The sequence below is a fragment of the Sphingobium sp. SA916 genome, assembly GCF_002894065.1.
GTDB classification, from domain to species: domain Bacteria; phylum Pseudomonadota; class Alphaproteobacteria; order Sphingomonadales; family Sphingomonadaceae; genus Sphingobium; species Sphingobium fuliginis.
The window spans coordinates 46203-61105 of sequence record NZ_LXYF01000107.1; the positions used below are offsets into that span (position 1 = coordinate 46203).

General features: G+C 68.7%; 17 protein-coding genes. 5 read left to right on the forward strand and 12 right to left on the reverse strand.

Annotated features, from left to right (window positions below; all coding sequences use genetic code 11):
* Positions 1-40: 40 nt before the first annotated feature.
* A complete protein-coding gene (locus A8G00_RS24165) occupies positions 41-979 on the reverse strand; it encodes a right-handed parallel beta-helix repeat-containing protein (protein WP_025546998.1) in 939 nt (312 codons plus the stop codon).
* 201 nt (positions 980-1180) lie between these two features.
* On the opposite strand from A8G00_RS24165, the gene A8G00_RS24170 reads away from it, so the two are divergent.
* Positions 1181-2695: an ABC transporter substrate-binding protein gene (locus A8G00_RS24170; protein WP_044660155.1), complete on the forward strand. Its 1515-nt coding sequence runs from the start codon at positions 1181-1183 to the stop codon at positions 2693-2695.
* A 32-nt stretch (positions 2696-2727) separates the two neighbouring features.
* Positions 2728-3150, forward strand: a complete 423-nt coding sequence (locus tag A8G00_RS24175) for a DUF4112 domain-containing protein (protein WP_025547000.1) — start codon at positions 2728-2730, stop codon at positions 3148-3150.
* Positions 3151-3225: 75 nt separating this feature from the next.
* Here the strand turns inward: A8G00_RS24175 and nadC are convergent, their stop codons facing one another.
* From nadC to A8G00_RS24200, 5 genes are read right to left on the reverse strand one after another with little or no spacing between them, the layout of a single operon-like run.
* Positions 3226-4074 (reverse strand): carboxylating nicotinate-nucleotide diphosphorylase, encoded by an 849-nt coding sequence (gene nadC, locus A8G00_RS24180; RefSeq protein WP_025547002.1) that lies wholly within the window; start codon positions 4072-4074, stop codon positions 3226-3228.
* Positions 4071-4256, reverse strand: a complete 186-nt coding sequence (locus A8G00_RS24185) for a hypothetical protein (RefSeq protein WP_025547004.1) — start codon at positions 4254-4256, stop codon at positions 4071-4073. The genes nadC and A8G00_RS24185 overlap by 4 nt, the downstream gene beginning before the upstream one ends.
* On the reverse strand, positions 4256-5242 hold the full coding sequence (gene nadA, locus A8G00_RS24190; RefSeq protein ID WP_044660157.1) for a quinolinate synthase NadA: 987 nt from the start codon (positions 5240-5242) through the stop codon (positions 4256-4258). The genes A8G00_RS24185 and nadA overlap by 1 nt, the downstream gene beginning before the upstream one ends.
* 41 nt (positions 5243-5283) lie before the next feature.
* Entirely contained in the window at positions 5284-6003 is a 720-nt protein-coding gene (locus tag A8G00_RS24195; protein WP_103001909.1) for a DUF4230 domain-containing protein, read from the reverse strand.
* Positions 5988-6866, reverse strand: coding sequence for an MBL fold metallo-hydrolase (locus A8G00_RS24200; protein WP_103001910.1), 879 nt, complete (start codon positions 6864-6866; stop codon positions 5988-5990). The genes A8G00_RS24195 and A8G00_RS24200 overlap by 16 nt, the downstream gene beginning before the upstream one ends.
* Before the next feature lie 65 nt (positions 6867-6931).
* Here A8G00_RS24200 and A8G00_RS24205 point away from each other — a divergent pair, with 65 nt between their 5' ends.
* Positions 6932-7828, forward strand: a complete 897-nt coding sequence (locus A8G00_RS24205; protein WP_025547010.1) for a tyrosine recombinase XerC — start codon at positions 6932-6934, stop codon at positions 7826-7828.
* A 57-nt stretch (positions 7829-7885) separates the two neighbouring features.
* On the opposite strand, the gene A8G00_RS24210 is transcribed toward A8G00_RS24205, so the two are convergent.
* From A8G00_RS24210 to rsmI, 4 genes are all read right to left on the reverse strand, one after another.
* Complete coding sequence (locus A8G00_RS24210) at positions 7886-8485, reverse strand: DedA family protein (RefSeq protein ID WP_025547012.1); 600 nt, start codon at positions 8483-8485, stop codon at positions 7886-7888.
* 76 nt (positions 8486-8561) lie between these two features.
* Positions 8562-9539, reverse strand: coding sequence for a glutathione synthase (gene gshB / locus A8G00_RS24215; protein WP_025547014.1), 978 nt, complete (start codon positions 9537-9539; stop codon positions 8562-8564).
* Between the two features lie 135 nt (positions 9540-9674).
* On the reverse strand, positions 9675-10028 hold the full coding sequence (locus A8G00_RS24220; protein ID WP_025547016.1) for a YraN family protein: 354 nt from the start codon (positions 10026-10028) through the stop codon (positions 9675-9677).
* 14 nt (positions 10029-10042) lie between these two features.
* Complete coding sequence (rsmI, locus tag A8G00_RS24225) at positions 10043-10885, reverse strand: 16S rRNA (cytidine(1402)-2'-O)-methyltransferase (protein ID WP_103001911.1); 843 nt, start codon at positions 10883-10885, stop codon at positions 10043-10045.
* A gap of 56 nt (positions 10886-10941) precedes the next feature.
* Here rsmI and A8G00_RS24230 point away from each other — a divergent pair, with 56 nt between their 5' ends.
* Positions 10942-12099, forward strand: a complete 1158-nt coding sequence (locus A8G00_RS24230) for a penicillin-binding protein activator (RefSeq protein ID WP_103001944.1) — start codon at positions 10942-10944, stop codon at positions 12097-12099.
* 46 nt (positions 12100-12145) lie between these two features.
* Here the strand turns inward: A8G00_RS24230 and A8G00_RS24235 are convergent, their stop codons facing one another.
* Together A8G00_RS24235 and A8G00_RS24240 are read right to left on the reverse strand one after the other, a co-directional pair.
* Positions 12146-12925 (reverse strand): ABC transporter ATP-binding protein, encoded by a 780-nt coding sequence (locus A8G00_RS24235; protein WP_103001912.1) that lies wholly within the window; start codon positions 12923-12925, stop codon positions 12146-12148.
* The gene (locus A8G00_RS24240; RefSeq protein ID WP_099186128.1) at positions 12919-13914 is read right to left on the reverse strand and encodes an iron ABC transporter permease; all 996 of its coding nucleotides are present in this window, start codon (positions 13912-13914) and stop codon (positions 12919-12921) included. Before A8G00_RS24240 ends, A8G00_RS24235 begins: the two co-directional genes overlap by 7 nt.
* Before the next feature lie 95 nt (positions 13915-14009).
* Between A8G00_RS24240 and A8G00_RS24245 the strand changes: the two genes are divergently transcribed.
* Entirely contained in the window at positions 14010-14903 is an 894-nt protein-coding gene (locus A8G00_RS24245) for an ABC transporter substrate-binding protein (RefSeq protein ID WP_103001913.1), read from the forward strand.

The following is a 14903-nucleotide window of genomic DNA, read 5'->3' on the forward strand; positions in this document are numbered from 1 at the left end:
CTTATAGGAGAATGCGAGCCGATGGCGGAATTTGGCGCCGTCAGCGGCGATCGGTGATCCTGATGCCGCTTGCCAGACGGTTCGGGCCGATCTTCACCGCGTCGTCGGTGAAATTGGCGACGAAGCTGCTGTTGCGCTGCAACCCCGGCACGAAGGAGGCGCGGTTGTTCGCGATGGAGAGGTTCGTGCTGTCCTGCTCCCGCCCCTCCGGCGCCACGGTGATGAAGGCGCTGTAATTGTCCTTGTCGCGGCCCTGCACCATTTCATTGCCGCTGATCGTCCCGCTCGCGCCGTTGGAAAGGTCGATCATATAGTTGGTGAGCCGCCCGCCGCTGTCGTCGAAGCTGTTGTCGGTGATAATGACGCGGGGCGTGCGGGTTTTCAGATAATGACCGCCATCGCCCTGGTCGAAGCGGGAGCGGGTGACGGTCAGGCTGCCGTAGCGGCCCGCATAGATGCCGTGGGCGCAGGCGAGGTCGCGGTCGCAGCGCCCCAGATGGCGGAAGGTCGACCTGTCGATGCTGATCGCGTTGCCCGGCGCGTCGCCCGTCAAAATGCCTTCCTCGCTGTTGCGGAACAGGCTGTTGGCGACGGTCAGGTTGCCGCTTTCCAGCCGGATGCCCGCGCCATTGCCATCGGGCACGCGCAGATTCTGGAAGATGAGGCCGTCTATGGTGCTCGACCGGCCGCGCAGCACCAGCGCCGCCTTCTGCTCGCAGGCCACGCCGTCGAGGATGGCGGTGCCCGGCTTCTGCGCGCGGATGGTGACGTCGCCGCCCTGCTGCACCGCGCATTGCGCATAGCTGCCCGGCGCCACCAGCACCGTGCCGCGGCCATTGCCGATCGCCCGGATCGCGTCCCCCAGCGTCGCATAGCTTCGCCCGCTTTCCGCCACGGTGAAGGGCGACGTCACCCCCTGCGCCAGCGCGGTTGCCGTCACGGCGGCGGATACAAGCAGGAGAGTCGAAAAAAGGCGCATATCCAAGGATATAGAGGAGCGCCTTTCTGCGGCCAATGCGGAGTCATGGTTAATGAAATATTGTTCCGCTATGGGACAGCGGGGAAAGGCCCCCTTGCGCCCGGCTGGGTTCCCGCTATTCCGCGACTTTGAGCGGTCCCCGCACATGCCGCATCATGACGGTTGGCGCGGGCGCGGTTGCGGGTTAAGCCTTGTCCGGACATGGTTTCCGCCCCCTCCCGTCCCTTCCCCGCCTGGCTGACCCTTTGCGGAGCCGCCCTGATGGCGGCGATGACGGGCGGCTGCTCTGACGAGGGGAGCGGACCGGTGACGGTCAGCGTTATCGGCAGCCCCGCCGATTTCGCCACGCCCCTGGAGAATCTGCCGGACCCCGGATCGAAGCTGTTCCTGGAAACCACCGCGCAGGGGCTGGTGGCGTTCGATGCCGGCGGCGAGATCCTGCCCGCCCTCGCCCAGCGCTGGATCGTGGAGGACGATGGCCGCAGCTATATCTTCCGCCTGCGCCGCGCCTTCTGGCCGGATGGGAGCAAGGTTCTGGCGAAGGATGTCGGGCGGCTGTTGACCGCGCGGATAGAGGCGCTGCGCCGGCTGGACCCCGCCGGGCCGCTGGACGCGGTGCAGGACGTGGTGGCGATGACGGGCGAGGTGATCGAGATCAGGCTGGCGGCGCCGCGCCCCTATGTGTTGCAGATGCTGGCCCAGCCGCAGATGGCGATCCTGTCGCGGGAGGGGGGAACCGGCCCCTATCGGCGGGAGAAGCGGGGCGGCGTTCCGGGGAAGGCGCTGGTGCTGACGCCGGTGGAGCGGGCCACGAACGAATCCGGCGACGAACTGCCGGTGCCCGCCTGGCAGACCCGGATCGTCCGGGCGGAGCGGGCGGCGCTCGCCATCACCCGTTTCCAGCAGGGCAAGGCCGCGCTCGTGCTGGGCGGGCGCTTTTCCGACCTGCCGCTGCTGGTGCCGGCGGGGGTCGACCGCGACGATGTGCGGATCGATCCGGTGCAGGGGCTGCTGGGACTGGCGGTGACGGGCCGGAGCGGGGCGAGCGGCAAGCTGCTGGAGGATGACGGCGTGCGGCGGGCGATCAACATGGCGATCGACCGCAGCCGCCTGCCGGTGATGTTCCCCGTCGGCGGCTGGGCCACGACGGAGCAGATCGTGCCGGGCCAGCTCGACCTGCCCGCGCCGCCCGCCGTGCCGGATTGGTCCCGCCTGTCGCAGGATGAACGCTGGGCGCAGGGACAGGCGGTCATGAAACGCTGGCGCAGCGAGCATGGCGATCCGCCGGCGTTGCGCGTGGCGCTGCCCAGGGGGCCGGGCTCCACCCTGCTGTTCGGGCTGGTGCGGCATGACCTGGGCATGATCGGCCTGGCTGTCGAGCGGGTCGACATGGCGGCCGATGCCGATCTGCGGCTGGTCGACGAGGTTGCGGCCTATGACAGCGCGCTCTGGTATCTGGGGCGGATCGGCTGCGCCCGGAAGGTGCATTGCTCGGCGGAGGCGGAGGCGCAATTGCAGGCGGCGAGCCTTTCCGCCAGCCTGGACGAGCGCATGGCCCGCGTGGCGCAGGCGGAGGCGCTGATGCAGGCGCATAACGGCTTCATCGCCCTGGGCGCGCCGGTGCGCTGGTCGCTGGTGGCGCGGCGGCTGACCGGCTTCATGGCGTCGCCCCGGGCGCGGCACCCATTGAACCATCTGTTCAGGAGCACCAACTAGAGCAACGAAAGCCGATGCTTGGAGGACGGATGATGGCGATTTCGCAGGACCAGTTCGACCGGATCGTGCGCGACATGCCCGGATTCGGCCGCGATCCGGCTTCGGTGCGCAGGCGGATCGAGATGATGGAGGCGATGCTGGAGGGGCTGTTCGTCCTTCCCGGCACCAACCGGCGGGTCGGGCTGGACAGTCTGGTGGGGCTGATCCCCGTGGTGGGCGATTTCGCCACGGCCGCCATGGGGGCGTGGATCGTGTGGGAAGCGCGGAACCTGGGCATGTCGAAATGGCAGCTCACGCGCATGGCGGCCAATGTCGGCTTCGATACGCTGATCGGCGCCATTCCCTTTGCCGGGGATGTTTTCGATTTCTTCTACAAGTCGAATACGAAGAATCTGCGCATCATCCGCAACCATCTGGACCGGCATCATCCATCGACGGTGATCGTCGAGGGTTAGGCTGTATCGACATGCAGCCCTGGCGGCCTGCAAATGCGCCCAGCGGCGGGCAAGCGCCGGGGCGCATGCGCGACTTCAGGCAAAGGCGAAATCAAGGCCGATGTCGGCGGCGGGGGCCGACTGGGTGAGGCGGCCGACGCTGATATAGGTGACGCCGGTTTCCGCCCTGGCGCGGATGGTGTCGAGCGTAACGCCGCCCGATGCTTCGGTGGGGACGCGGCCGCCGACCAGCGTGACCGCCCCGCGCAGGGTGGGCGCGTCCATATTGTCGAGCAGGAGGTGCGTGGCCCCGGCGGCGAGCGCGGGTTCGATCTGGTCGACGCGGTCCACCTCCACGATGATGCTGGCGATTCCGGCGGCGGCGGCGCGGCGGACGGCCTCCTCCACCGATCCGGCGACGGCGACGTGATTGTCCTTGATCATCGCCGCGTCCCACAGGCCCATGCGGTGATTGGTCGCGCCGCCCATGCGCGTCGCATATTTTTCCAGCACGCGAAGGCCCGGAATGGTCTTGCGCGTGTCGAGCAGCGTCGCGCCGGTGCCGAGGATCGCGTCGACATAGGCGCGGGTCATGGTCGCGATGCCGGTGAGGTGCTGGACGGTGTTGAGGGCGGACCGCTCGGCCGTCAGCATGGCGCGGGCCTTGCCGCGGATGCGCATGATGTCGGTGCCCGCAGGCACGCGATCGCCGTCCTCCTTCAGCAGTTCGATCTCCACAGCCGGATCGAGCGCTCGGAAGAAGGCGGCGGCGATCGGCAGGCCCGCCAGCGTCACGGCGTCGCGGCTGTCCATCACCCCGTCGAAGACCGCGTCGGCGGGGATCACCGCCTCGCTGGTGACGTCGCGGCCATCGGGGCCAAGGTCTTCCGCCAGGGTCGAGGCGATGAAGGCGTCGAGATCGAAGCCGGGGAGAGCGAAGGTCATGCTGCCGCCAGCCTTTTTGCGATCATTTCCATCATGGCTGCCTGCTCGCTGCCGGCCGGGAACGTCCAGAAGTCATGCTTGCGCCGCGGCCATGGCCAGTCGCGGCGCAGAATGCCGCGCAACCGCTTGTCCGATATATGGTGGCGGCGCGCGACTTCCACGGCCGTGACCATCCGTTCCATCAGCGCGTGCCCAGATCGCCCTGCCCGACCGTGCCGCTCGCCATTTCGAGCATGCGGTCGAGGCTCTTCTTGGCGGCGAGGCGCAGCCCCTCCTCCATCTCGATGCGCGGCTGGAGGTCGCGCAGCGCCAGATAGAGCTTCTCCATCGTGTTGAGCGCCATATAGGGGCAGATATTGCAGTTGCAGTTGCCGTCCGCGCCGGGCGCGCCGATGAAATTCTTTTCCGGCACCGCCTTCTGCATCTGGTGGATGATATGCGGTTCGGTGGCGACGATCAGCGTGTCGCCGGGCATGGTCTTGGAAAATTCCAATATGCCGCTGGTCGAGCCGATATAATCGGCATGGTCGACGATATGGGGCGGGCATTCCGGGTGCGCGGCGACAGGAGCGCCGGGATGCTGGGCCTTGAGCTTCAGCAGTTCCGTCTCGCTGAACGCCTCATGCACGATGCAGACGCCCGGCCAGAGCAGCATGTCGCGGCCCAGCTTGCGCTTCAGATAGCCGCCCAGATGCTTGTCGGGGCCGAAGATGATCTTCTGATCCTTCGGAATCTGCGCCAGGATCTTTTCCGCCGAGGAGGAGGTGACGATGATGTCGGAAAGCGCCTTCACCTCCGCCGAGCAGTTGATGTAGCTGAGCGCGATATGGTCGGGATGCGCCTCCCGGAAGGCCTTGAACTGGGCGGGCGGGCAACTGTCCTCCAGACTGCATCCCGCATCCATGTCCGGCAGCACCACGATCTTTTCCGGCGAGAGGATCTTCGCCGTTTCCGCCATGAAGCGCACGCCGCAGAAGGCGATGACATCGGCGTCCGTCTCCGCCGCCTTGCGCGAGAGTTCCAGCGAATCGCCCACGAAATCGGACAGGTCCTGGATCTCCGGCTTCTGGTAATAATGGCCGAGGATGACGGCGTTGCGTTCCTTGCGCAGCCGGTCGATCTCCGCGCGCAGGTCGATCCCCTGCGGGATTCCGGTGATGGCGTTCATGTCCCTACCCTGCTCCTTGAAGGGCCTTCGTCCAGCGCCCCCTAACGGGCGTTGCGGCTGTTGGCCAGTACATCGTTGATGGGCGTCGTCACGTCCCATCGATCCCGGTCGCGGTCGGCGCGTTCCGGCGGGAAGGTGACGATCACCCGCGCGTCGCCATAGCCCAGCGCCCCCAGCGGCGCGCCGAGCAGCCTGCCGAGCGCGGCGCGGCCATAATCGCGCGCCTGCGCCATGCGTTCGGGCGAGCGCGCTTCCCTGTCCGCGCGTCCCTGCGCGTGGAGCGAGGTGCGGCGGCTGAGTTCCTCCCCCGCCTGCCGGGTCACGAACAGGCCGTTGGTCTGCACCAGCGTCCGGCGGCTTTCGTCGATATTGGGCCGCCCCGGCTTCACGTCCGGCGCGTTGACGATGAGCGTCCGGTTCTTTTCATTCCATTCCAGATCGCCGGCGCCGATGCCGCCGACGTCGATGAAATAGGCGACCGAAAAGGGCATCTTCACCAGCTGGTCCGACTTCAGCAGCCCGAAGCCGCGCACATCCTGCGCCGTGCTCTGTATCGTGCCGGACAGTTCCGACACCTTGAGGCTGGAAGCGCCCGCGAAACGTTCCGCGATGACCCTGGTGACGGCCGAGCCGTCCTCCTCCACCGTCACTGCATAGTCGCGTTCATAGCGGTGCCAGCCGACCAGCATGGCCGCCCCCGCGGCGAGCAGGGCCAGGACGGCCAGGACGGGGCCGGCGAAGCGCTTCAGCGCAACTGCCATCGTCCGTCCCCCGTCGCGGCGGCGATGCCGCGCCCGTCGAGGTCGATGAGATGCGCCAGCACCGAACGCCCCGCGGCGCTGTGCAGCCGGGGATCGACGCCCCTGTACATTTCCGTGACCATGGCGGGGATTTCCGATGCGCCGTTGCGTTCCAGAAAGCGCAATATCTGGCCTTCGCGCTGCTTTCGGTGGCCCATCATGCCGCGCACCAGCCGCTGCGGATTGTCGACCGCATCGCCATGGGCCGGATAATAGACCGCGTCGGTCCGGTCGAGCAGCCGCTGCATCGAGGCCATATAGGCGGTCATGTCTCCGTCCGGCGGGGAAACCACGCTGGTGGACCAGCCCATCACATGATCGCCGGTGAACAGAGCATTTTCCTCCGCCAGCGCGAAGCAGAGATGGTTGGAGGTGTGGCCCGGCGTCGCGACGGCCGTCAGCGTCCAGCCCCGGCCGCCAAGCTGTTCGCCATCCGCCAGCACCCGGTCCGGACGATAGGCGGCGTCGAAGGCGGCATCGGCGCGAGGGCCGTCGTCGTCCAGCGTCAGCGGCGCGCAGCCGACGACCGGAGCGCCGGTCCGGGCGCTGAGCGGCGCGGCGGCCGGGCTATGGTCGCGATGGGTGTGGGTGCAGAGGATCGCGCTGACCGGACGCCCGCCGATCGCGTCGAGCAGCGCGGCCAGATGCGCCGCATCGTCGGGGCCGGGATCGATGACCGCCACATCCTGCGCACCCACCAGATAGGTCTGCGTGCCCGTATAGGTGAAGGGCGAGGGATTGGGCGCGAGCACGCGACCCACCAGCGGAGAAAGCCGCATCAGCGTGCCGGTGGGCAGGTCGGCCGGATCGAAGGGTGTTGCCATGTCCGATCCCATGTGCCCATTTCCGGGCGGTTTTCAAGGGCGATCCCCTGCCCTATCATGGCGCCATGGCGGCTTCGGACGATCTTTGCGAACAATGGCGGCGGCATCTGGCGCTGGACCGGCGGCGGTCGGTGCATACGGTGCGCGCCTATGTGGCGACCGCCGAACGGTTGCTGGCCTTCCTGGAGGAGCATCGCGGCGAAGCGGTGACGGCGGCGATGCTGGCGGGCATCGAACAGGCCGATCTGCGCGCTTTCCTGACGGTGCGGCGGATGGACGGCATCGGCAACGTCTCGGCCGCGCGGGAATTGTCGGCGGTGCGCGGTTTCCTGCGGTTCGTGGGCGGCGAGGATGCCCGCGTCCCGATGCTGAAGGGGCCGCGGGTGAAGCGCGGCCTGCCCCGCCCCGTGTCGCCCGACGAGGCTGTAGCGCTGGCCGGGGACATAGCCGAAACCGCGCGGGAGCCGTGGATCGGCGCGCGGGACTGGGCGGTGCTGCTGCTGCTTTACGGGGCGGGACTGCGCATCGGGGAGGCGATGGGATTGACCGGCGCGGTGCTGCCCCTGGGGGAAACCCTGCGCGTCACGGGCAAGCGGGGCAAGACCCGGATCGTGCCGTTATTGCCGCAGGTGCGGGAGGCGATGGAAGCCTATGTGTCGCTCTGTCCCTTTGGGCAGGAGAAGGACGGGCCGCTGTTCCGGGGCGCGCGGGGCGGGCCGCTTTCGCCGGCGCTGATCCGCCGCGCCGTGCAGGGCGCGAGGGGACGGCTGGGCCTGTCGGACCGGACGACGCCCCATGCGCTGCGCCACAGTTTCGCGACGCATCTGCTGGGGCGCGGGGCGGACCTGCGGTCGTTGCAGGAATTGCTGGGCCATGCCAGCCTGTCCTCGACGCAGATCTATACGCAGGTCGATGCGGCGCATCTGCTGGATATTTATCGCAACGCCCATCCCCGGGCGTGAAGCCGTTTCCTCGTCCGGACCGGGTTCCTGCCCGCGCGGGAGCATGACGATCCGGGATCACCCCCTCGGCTTCCAGGTGGCCAGCCGCCAGAGATAGAAGAGGACCGCCCCTACCACGCAGGCGGTCGCCACGGGTCCGACATATTTGTCGATGTCGCGGAAATTCTGGCCCAATATATAGCCTGCATAGGCAAGGACGATGTTCCACACCAGCGCCCCGCCGCTGGTCCAGAGCAGGAAGCGGACATGCCCCATGCGGAACAGGCCGGCGGGCAGCGAGATCATCGTGCGGAAGGCGGGCATGAAGCGGAACACGAACACCACGATCTGCCCATATTTGCCGAAGATATGGTCGAGCGCCTCGACATCCTTCCACTCCAGCGTCGCCCAGCGGCCATAGCGGTCGACGATCGGCTTCAACCGGCCGAAGCCCAGCCGGTGGCCGATCATATACCAGAAATAATTGCCGATGGTGGTCCCGACGGTGCCCGCGAACAGCAGCCATCCCATCTCCATCCGGCCCTGCCCGACGCGGATGCCGCCAATGCCCATGATGAGTTCGGACGGGATCGGCGGGAAGACATTTTCCAGCACCATCAGGACGAATATGCCCCAATAGCCGCCCGCATCGATCAGGCGGAGGACCCAGTCGGTCATCCGATCGCCCATCCCTTCGCGCGGTCGGCCCTGCCGCATGGCGTCCCCGCCCCGGCCGGGATGACGCCATATCGATTCAAGCGGCTGCCCGCGCCGCCAGCCGGGCGTCGATCGCGTCCCAGATCATCCCGCCGGTGTCCGTGCCGTTGAAGGCGTCGATGGAGACGATGCCGGTCGGGGACGTCACGTTGATTTCCGTCAGCCATTCGCCGCCGATCACGTCGATGCCGACGAACAGCAGGCCGCGCCGCCTGAGTTCCGGGCCCAGCGCTTCGCAGATTTCCAGTTCGCGTTCGGTCAGCACCGTCTTCGCGGCCGAACCGCCCACGGCGAGGTTGGAGCGGATCTCGCCCGCGCCGGGAATGCGGTTGACCGCGCCCGCGACTTCGCCGTCGACCAGCACGATCCGCTTGTCGCCTTCCGCGACGCCGGGGATGAAGGCCTGCACCATGAAGGGTTCGACCCAGGAGGATTTGAACAGTTCCACCAGCGCGGAGAGATTCGCGCCGGACCGCCCGACATGGAAGACGGCATTGCCCGCATTGCCGTAGAGCGGCTTCACCACGACTTCGCCATGCTGGGCGAGGAAGGACTTCACCTCCTCCAGGTCGCGGGTGATCATCGTCGGCGGCATGAAGCGCGCATAGTCGAGCACGAACAGCTTTTCCGGCGCATTGCGGACGGAGGCGGGATCGTTCACCACCAGCGTTTCTTCCTGCACGCGCTCCAGCAGGTGCGTGGCGGTGATGTAGCTGAGGTCGAAGGGCGGGTCCTGCCGCATCAGGACCACGTCGACGTCCCGGCCAAGGTCCAGCACCTCCGCCTCCCCGAAGGCGAAATGATCGCCCTCCACCTTCTGCACCCTGACCGGCCGCGCCCGCGCCAGCACGCGGCCGTCGCGATAGGTGAGGTCCGGGGCGAGATAATGATAGAGCCGGTGTCCCCGCGCCTGCGCCGCCAGCATGATGTGGAAGGTCGAATCGCCGCCGATCCTGATGCCCTCCATCGGGTCCATCTGCACGGCGACGGTGAGCGGGTTGAGTTCGGTCGTCATCGACTTGCTTTTCCTACCGTTCGGGATGGGCCTGTCGAAGCCCATCCCTTTCCTGAAGAGAAGTTTCGCCGTTGAGCAAGCTCGGCCCTCGGGTCGACAGGCTCAGGGCGAACGGAACGGGAGGATCGGTTCAACCTACCCCCCGTGCCAGACATTGGCCAGATGGCGCGGCGGGCGGCCCGGCGCAAGGAGCATCACGTCGATTCGCATGTCGTCGCCCGGTTTTGCAAGGTCGTGGAACAGGATTTCCGCCGCCGCCGCGACGCGGGAGAGGCGGCGTTCGTCTATGGCGAGGTGAAGATCGGCATCCGTCGCCCTTGCCTTGACCTCGACGAAGGCCAGCATCCTGCCGCGCCGGGCGACGAGGTCGACCTCCCCCGCGGGCGTGCGCAGGCGGCGGCCGACGATCTGCCAGCCCTTGAGCCGCAGCCACCAGCCGGCGATGCGCTCCGCCTGTTTTCCGCGCTTTTCGGCTGCCCGGCGCTTCACCCCCCGAGTTCCCGTCACCCCCTGAGTTCCAGCGCGCGATCGTAGAGGGCGCGGCGGTCGAGACCGAGCTTCTTCGCGACCTCCCCAGCCGCCTTGGACAGGGGGAGGCGTTCCATCGCCTCCAGCAGCGCCGCGTCGGCATCCTCGGCGCTGGGGGGCGGCGCCTCGCCGGGGGGGCCGACGGTGACGACGATCTCCCCCCTGGGCGGGGCGTCGGCATAGCGGGCGGAGAGTTCGCTCAGCGTGCCCGTGGCGGTTTCCTCGAAGGCCTTGCTGATCTCCCGCGAGACGGCGGCTTCGCGGTCGCCCAGATGCTCGGCCATGGCGGCAAGGCTTTCCGACAGGCGCGGGCCGCTTTCGTAGAAGACGAGCGTGGCGCGCAGGGCAGCGACTTCGGCGAGGACGTCGCCCCGCGCCTTCTGCTTCGACGGCAGGAAGCCCATGAAGACGAAGCGGTCGGTGGGCAGGCCCGACAGGGTGAGCGCGGCGATGGCGGCGCTGGGGCCGGGCAGCGTCGTGATCCTGCGTCCGGCGGCGCGGGCGTCGCGCACCAGCTTGTAGCCCGGATCGGAGATCAGCGGGGTTCCCGCGTCCGAGAGAAGCGCCACCGATTCGCGCGCCATCCGCTCGATCAGGCGGGCCCGCACCCCCTCCGCACTGTGGTCGTGATAGGGGACCATCGGCCGGTCGGACCCGGCATGGCGCAGCAGCCGTGCGCTGACCCGTGTATCTTCCACGGCGATCACATCGGCCAGACGCAGGACTTCGGCCGCGCGGGGGGTTAGGTCTGCAAGGTTGCCGATCGGCCCCGCAACGATGTAAAGCCCCGGTTCAAGCCTAGACGGTTCAGTTTCCATAAGGATGCCAGATGACAGAGACGGATGCCCCCCGGCAAGCGGACTTGTTCGCTTCGATGCGACGCGCCGGGCGGATTTTGTTCGCCGCGACGGCTTTGCTGGTCGCCGCCTGTCAGTCGATCGTGCCCAAGGGCCCCGGTCCGGCGCAGCCCAGCGGGCCGGTGCAGACGGGCCCGGACGTCACCGAAGGCCTGCCCACCGACACGCTGCGCCATCGCGTCGCGCTGCTGGTGCCAATGAGCGGTCCCAATGCCGGGGTCGGCCAGTCGATCGCCAATGCGACCACGCTGGCGCTGCTCGACACCAAGGCCGACAAGGTGCGCATCACCACCTACGACACCGGGGTCGGCGCGGCGGCGGCGGCGAACAAGGCGCTGGCGGACGGCAACAAGCTGATCCTGGGGCCGTTGCTGGCGGAGGATGCGCGGATCGTCGGCCCCATCGCGGCGCGGGCCAATGTGCCGGTCATCAGCTTCTCCAACGACACCAGCGTGGCCGGGAACGGCGTCTACATCATGGGCTACAACCCCAACCAGTCGATCGAACGGGTGGTGGAATTCGCCAGGGGCAAGGGCCTGTCCAAATTCGCCGCGCTGGTGCCCAAGGGAACCTATGGCGAGCGGTCGGGCACCGCCCTGTTGCGCGCGGTCGAGGGTGCGGGCGGAACCGTGGTGTCGATGCAGACCTTCGACCGCAGCCCCACCTCCATCACGGCGGCGGTCAGGAAATTGCAGGCGTCCTCCAGCTATGACGCGCTGCTGATCGCGGACAGCGGCCGGGTGGCGGTGCAGGTCGCGCCGATCGTGCGGAAGAATGGCGGCGCGACGGCGCGGCTGCTGGGCACCGAATTGTGGAATACGGACAGCGGCCTGGCGTCCAGCCCGGTGCTGCGCGGCGCCTGGTTCGCCAGCGTGTCGGATGGCCTCTACCGCCAGCTCGCGACCAAATATCGGGCGCGCTACGGCAATGCGCCGTTCCGGTTGTCGGCGCTCGGTTATGACGCGGTGCTGCTGACCGTGCGGATCGCGCGCGACTGGAAGCCGGGGACGACCTTCCCGGCGGCGCGGCTGCGCGATGCGGGGGGCTTTGCCGGGATCGACGGCGCGTTCCGCTTCGGCCGGGACGGCATTGCGGAACGGGCGCTGGAAGTATCGGAGATCGGCGCGGGCACCTTCACGGTCGTCGCGCCCGCGCCACGCGCCTTTGCCGAATAGCGTGCCGCGTGCTCCTGCAACGGCGGGAGCACGCCGCAGATGACGGTCAGGACGCGGTCCGCCCGGTCGGCAGGATCAATGGCCAGTCGCCATCCGTTTCTATGCGTGCCGAAATGCCGTACACTTTGGCGAGATGCCCTGCCGTCAGCACGTCCAGCGGCGCGCCGTCGGCCACCGGCGAGCCGCGATCCATCAGCACCAGCCGGTCGCAATAGCGCGCCGCCATGCCCAGGTCGTGCAGCACGGTGACGACCAGCGATCCCGCCCGCGCCTCTGCCCTGAGCAGGTCCATGACGTCGATCTGATGCCCCGGATCGAGCGCGGCCAAGGGCTCGTCCGCGATCAGCGCGGGCGCGCCGACCGCCAGCGCCCGGGCCAGCAGCACGCGGGCGCGCTCGCCCCCCGACAATTCGGTCGCCACCCTGCCCTTCAGATGCAGTGCGTCGGCGCGCATCAGGGCGGCGTCGATCAGCGCCTCATCCTCCACGGAAAGGCGGGACAGCGGCCCCAGATGCGGCAGACGGCCCAGCGCCACCAGCCGCTCCACCGCCAGCGGCCAGTGCAGCGTCTGTCCCTGCGGCAGATAGGCGATGCGCCGGGCGATCTGCTGCCGGCCGAGCCGCGCGCTATCGGCGCCGTCGATCAGGACGGAGCCGTTTTCCCGTTTCACAAGGCCCAGCATGGCGCGGATCAGCGTCGACTTCCCTGCGCCATTGGGACCGATGATGCCGACCAGCTCGCCCGGCCCGAGCGCAAGATCGACGCCGCTTACCGCCGGATGGCGGCCCAGCCTGACGGAAAGCCCCTGTGCGCGGATCGTCACCATAGCCGCCTCTCCCGCATCAGATGCATCAGGAACACCGGAACGCCCAGCAGCGCCGTCAGCACCCCCAGCTTGAGTTCGCTGCCGGTCGGTATCAGCCGCACGCCGATGTCCGCCAGCGTCAGCAGCGCCGCGCCGCCCAGCAGGGAGGGCAGCAATATGGCGGAGGGGGAGCGGTCTGTCAGCGGCCGCACCAGATGCGGCACGATCAGGCCGACGAAGCCGATCGCCCCGGACACCGCCACCGCGCCGCCGACGCCGATGGCGACGCCCAGCATCAGGCGGATGCGCGCCCGGCGAAGGTCGATGCCGAGCGCCTGCGCCCCATCCTCCCCCAGCGTCAGCGCGTCCAGCGTCCGTCCGTCCGCGATCAGCAGCGCCGCCCCCACCACGACGCAGGGCAGCGCGATCCAGACATGGCCGTAGGCGCGGTTTTCCAGGCTGCCCATCAGCCAGCTCATGATCTCCATGGCGGCGAAGGGATTGGGCGACAGGTTCAGCGACAGGCTGATCCCCGCCCCCGCCAGCGTCGCGATGGCGATGCCGGCGAGGATCAGCGTGAGCGGGCTTTCCGCGGGCCCCGCGAGCAGGAACAGCGCGGCTATGCCGATCAGGCCGGTCATGATGGCGAGCGCGGGAAGCGCCAGCGGGTGCGCCTGCGCCAGCCCGAAATAGAGCGCGCCGACCGCGCCCAGCGCCGCGCAGTTGGATGCCCCCAGGACCGAAGGTTCGGCCAGCGGGTTGCGCAGATAGCCCTGAAGCGCCGCGCCCGCCAGCCCGAGCATCGCGCCGACGATCAGGCCAAGCAGCATGCGGGGCAGGCGCAGGTCGAGAAGGATGGCGCGGGCGACGTCATCGCCGCCGCCGCCGAGGACGGCGAAGATGCGCGCCGGGGAGAGCGGAACCGCGCCAAGAGTGAGGGAAGCAAGGGCGGCCAGCAGCGCCAGCGCCGTCAGCGTGGGGATCAGCAGCGGATGGCGCCGGGCGCTCATGGCTTGCGCGTCCTTCCCTGCTTGCTACAGCGTGCCGTGCTCCTGCGAAGGCGGGAGCACGTTGGTTTGTTGAGGCACGATCCGGGAGCAGCAGCGTGCGGTGCAGAATGATCTTTACAGCGTTCTGCGCCCTGGCCCTGACCGGCGCGGCGCTCGCCCAACCCCGGCGCATCGTGTCGCTCAACACCTGCGCCGACCAATATGTGCTCGCTCTGGCGGACCCGGCGCAGATCGCCGCGCTCAGCCCCTATGGGCACGACCCGGAACTGTCGGCGGCGGTCGGCAGGGCCCGCGCCTTCCGCACCCTCAAGCGCCCGGCGGAGGAAGTGCTGGCGATCCGCCCCGACCTGCTGATCGGCTTTCCTTCCGGCGGCAGCGTCGTCGGCGCGCCGCCGGGCGAGTGGCGGACCCTGGGGCTGGCGAGCGCGGACAGCTATGCCATGATCCTGACGCAGATCCGGCAGGTGGCGGCGGCGGTCGGCCATCCCGAACGGGGCGAAGCGATGATCGCCCGGATGAACCGCGACCTGGCCGCCCTGCCCCCGCCGAAGCGTCGTGGGGTTGCCGCCTATTATCAGCGGCGCGGCTATATGACCGGCACCGGCACGCTGGTCGACGACCTGATGCAGCGGGTGGGCCTGATCAATCTGGCCCGCAGGCTGGGCAAGCCGGCGCTGTCGCAACTGTCGCTGGAGGAGATGATCGCCGCCCGTCCGGACTGGCTGATCGTGGAGACCGGCAGCGAGAAGGTGGTCGATCAGGGGACGGAAATGCTGCACCACCCCATACTGCGCGCCATCCCGCGCATCCGCGTGCCGCAGGCGTGGACGGTGTGCGGCGGCCCCGCCTATGTCGAGGCGGCGCGGGGCATCGCAGCGCAGCTTGACGGCGCTGCGCACAAGGGCACAGCGCAGCTTGACGGCGCTGCGCACCAAGGCACGGCGCAGCGCAAGGGCACGGCGCGGGTGAACGCCGCGCCGCGCCATTAG

Excerpts from the sequence above, each read along its gene's own strand:
- A8G00_RS24165 (WP_025546998.1), bottom strand. The coding sequence starts at position 979 with ATGCGCCTTTTTTCGACTCTCCTGCTTGTATCCGCCGCCGTGACGGCA.
- A8G00_RS24170 (WP_044660155.1), top strand. The coding sequence starts at position 1,181 with ATGGTTTCCGCCCCCTCCCGTCCCTTCCCCGCCTGGCTGACCCTTTGC.
- A8G00_RS24175 (WP_025547000.1), top strand. The coding sequence starts at position 2,728 with ATGGCGATTTCGCAGGACCAGTTCGACCGGATCGTGCGCGACATGCCC.
- nadC (WP_025547002.1), bottom strand. The coding sequence starts at position 4,074 with ATGACCTTCGCTCTCCCCGGCTTCGATCTCGACGCCTTCATCGCCTCG.
- A8G00_RS24185 (WP_025547004.1), bottom strand. The coding sequence starts at position 4,256 with ATGGAACGGATGGTCACGGCCGTGGAAGTCGCGCGCCGCCACCATATA.
- nadA (WP_044660157.1), bottom strand. The coding sequence starts at position 5,242 with ATGAACGCCATCACCGGAATCCCGCAGGGGATCGACCTGCGCGCGGAG.
- A8G00_RS24195 (WP_103001909.1), bottom strand. The coding sequence starts at position 6,003 with ATGGCAGTTGCGCTGAAGCGCTTCGCCGGCCCCGTCCTGGCCGTCCTG.
- A8G00_RS24200 (WP_103001910.1), bottom strand. The coding sequence starts at position 6,866 with ATGGCAACACCCTTCGATCCGGCCGACCTGCCCACCGGCACGCTGATG.
- A8G00_RS24205 (WP_025547010.1), top strand. The coding sequence starts at position 6,932 with ATGGCGGCTTCGGACGATCTTTGCGAACAATGGCGGCGGCATCTGGCG.
- A8G00_RS24210 (WP_025547012.1), bottom strand. The coding sequence starts at position 8,485 with ATGACCGACTGGGTCCTCCGCCTGATCGATGCGGGCGGCTATTGGGGC.
- gshB (WP_025547014.1), bottom strand. The coding sequence starts at position 9,539 with ATGACGACCGAACTCAACCCGCTCACCGTCGCCGTGCAGATGGACCCG.
- rsmI (WP_103001911.1), bottom strand. The coding sequence starts at position 10,885 with ATGGAAACTGAACCGTCTAGGCTTGAACCGGGGCTTTACATCGTTGCG.
- A8G00_RS24230 (WP_103001944.1), top strand. The coding sequence starts at position 10,942 with ATGCGACGCGCCGGGCGGATTTTGTTCGCCGCGACGGCTTTGCTGGTC.
- A8G00_RS24235 (WP_103001912.1), bottom strand. The coding sequence starts at position 12,925 with ATGGTGACGATCCGCGCACAGGGGCTTTCCGTCAGGCTGGGCCGCCAT.
- A8G00_RS24240 (WP_099186128.1), bottom strand. The coding sequence starts at position 13,914 with ATGAGCGCCCGGCGCCATCCGCTGCTGATCCCCACGCTGACGGCGCTG.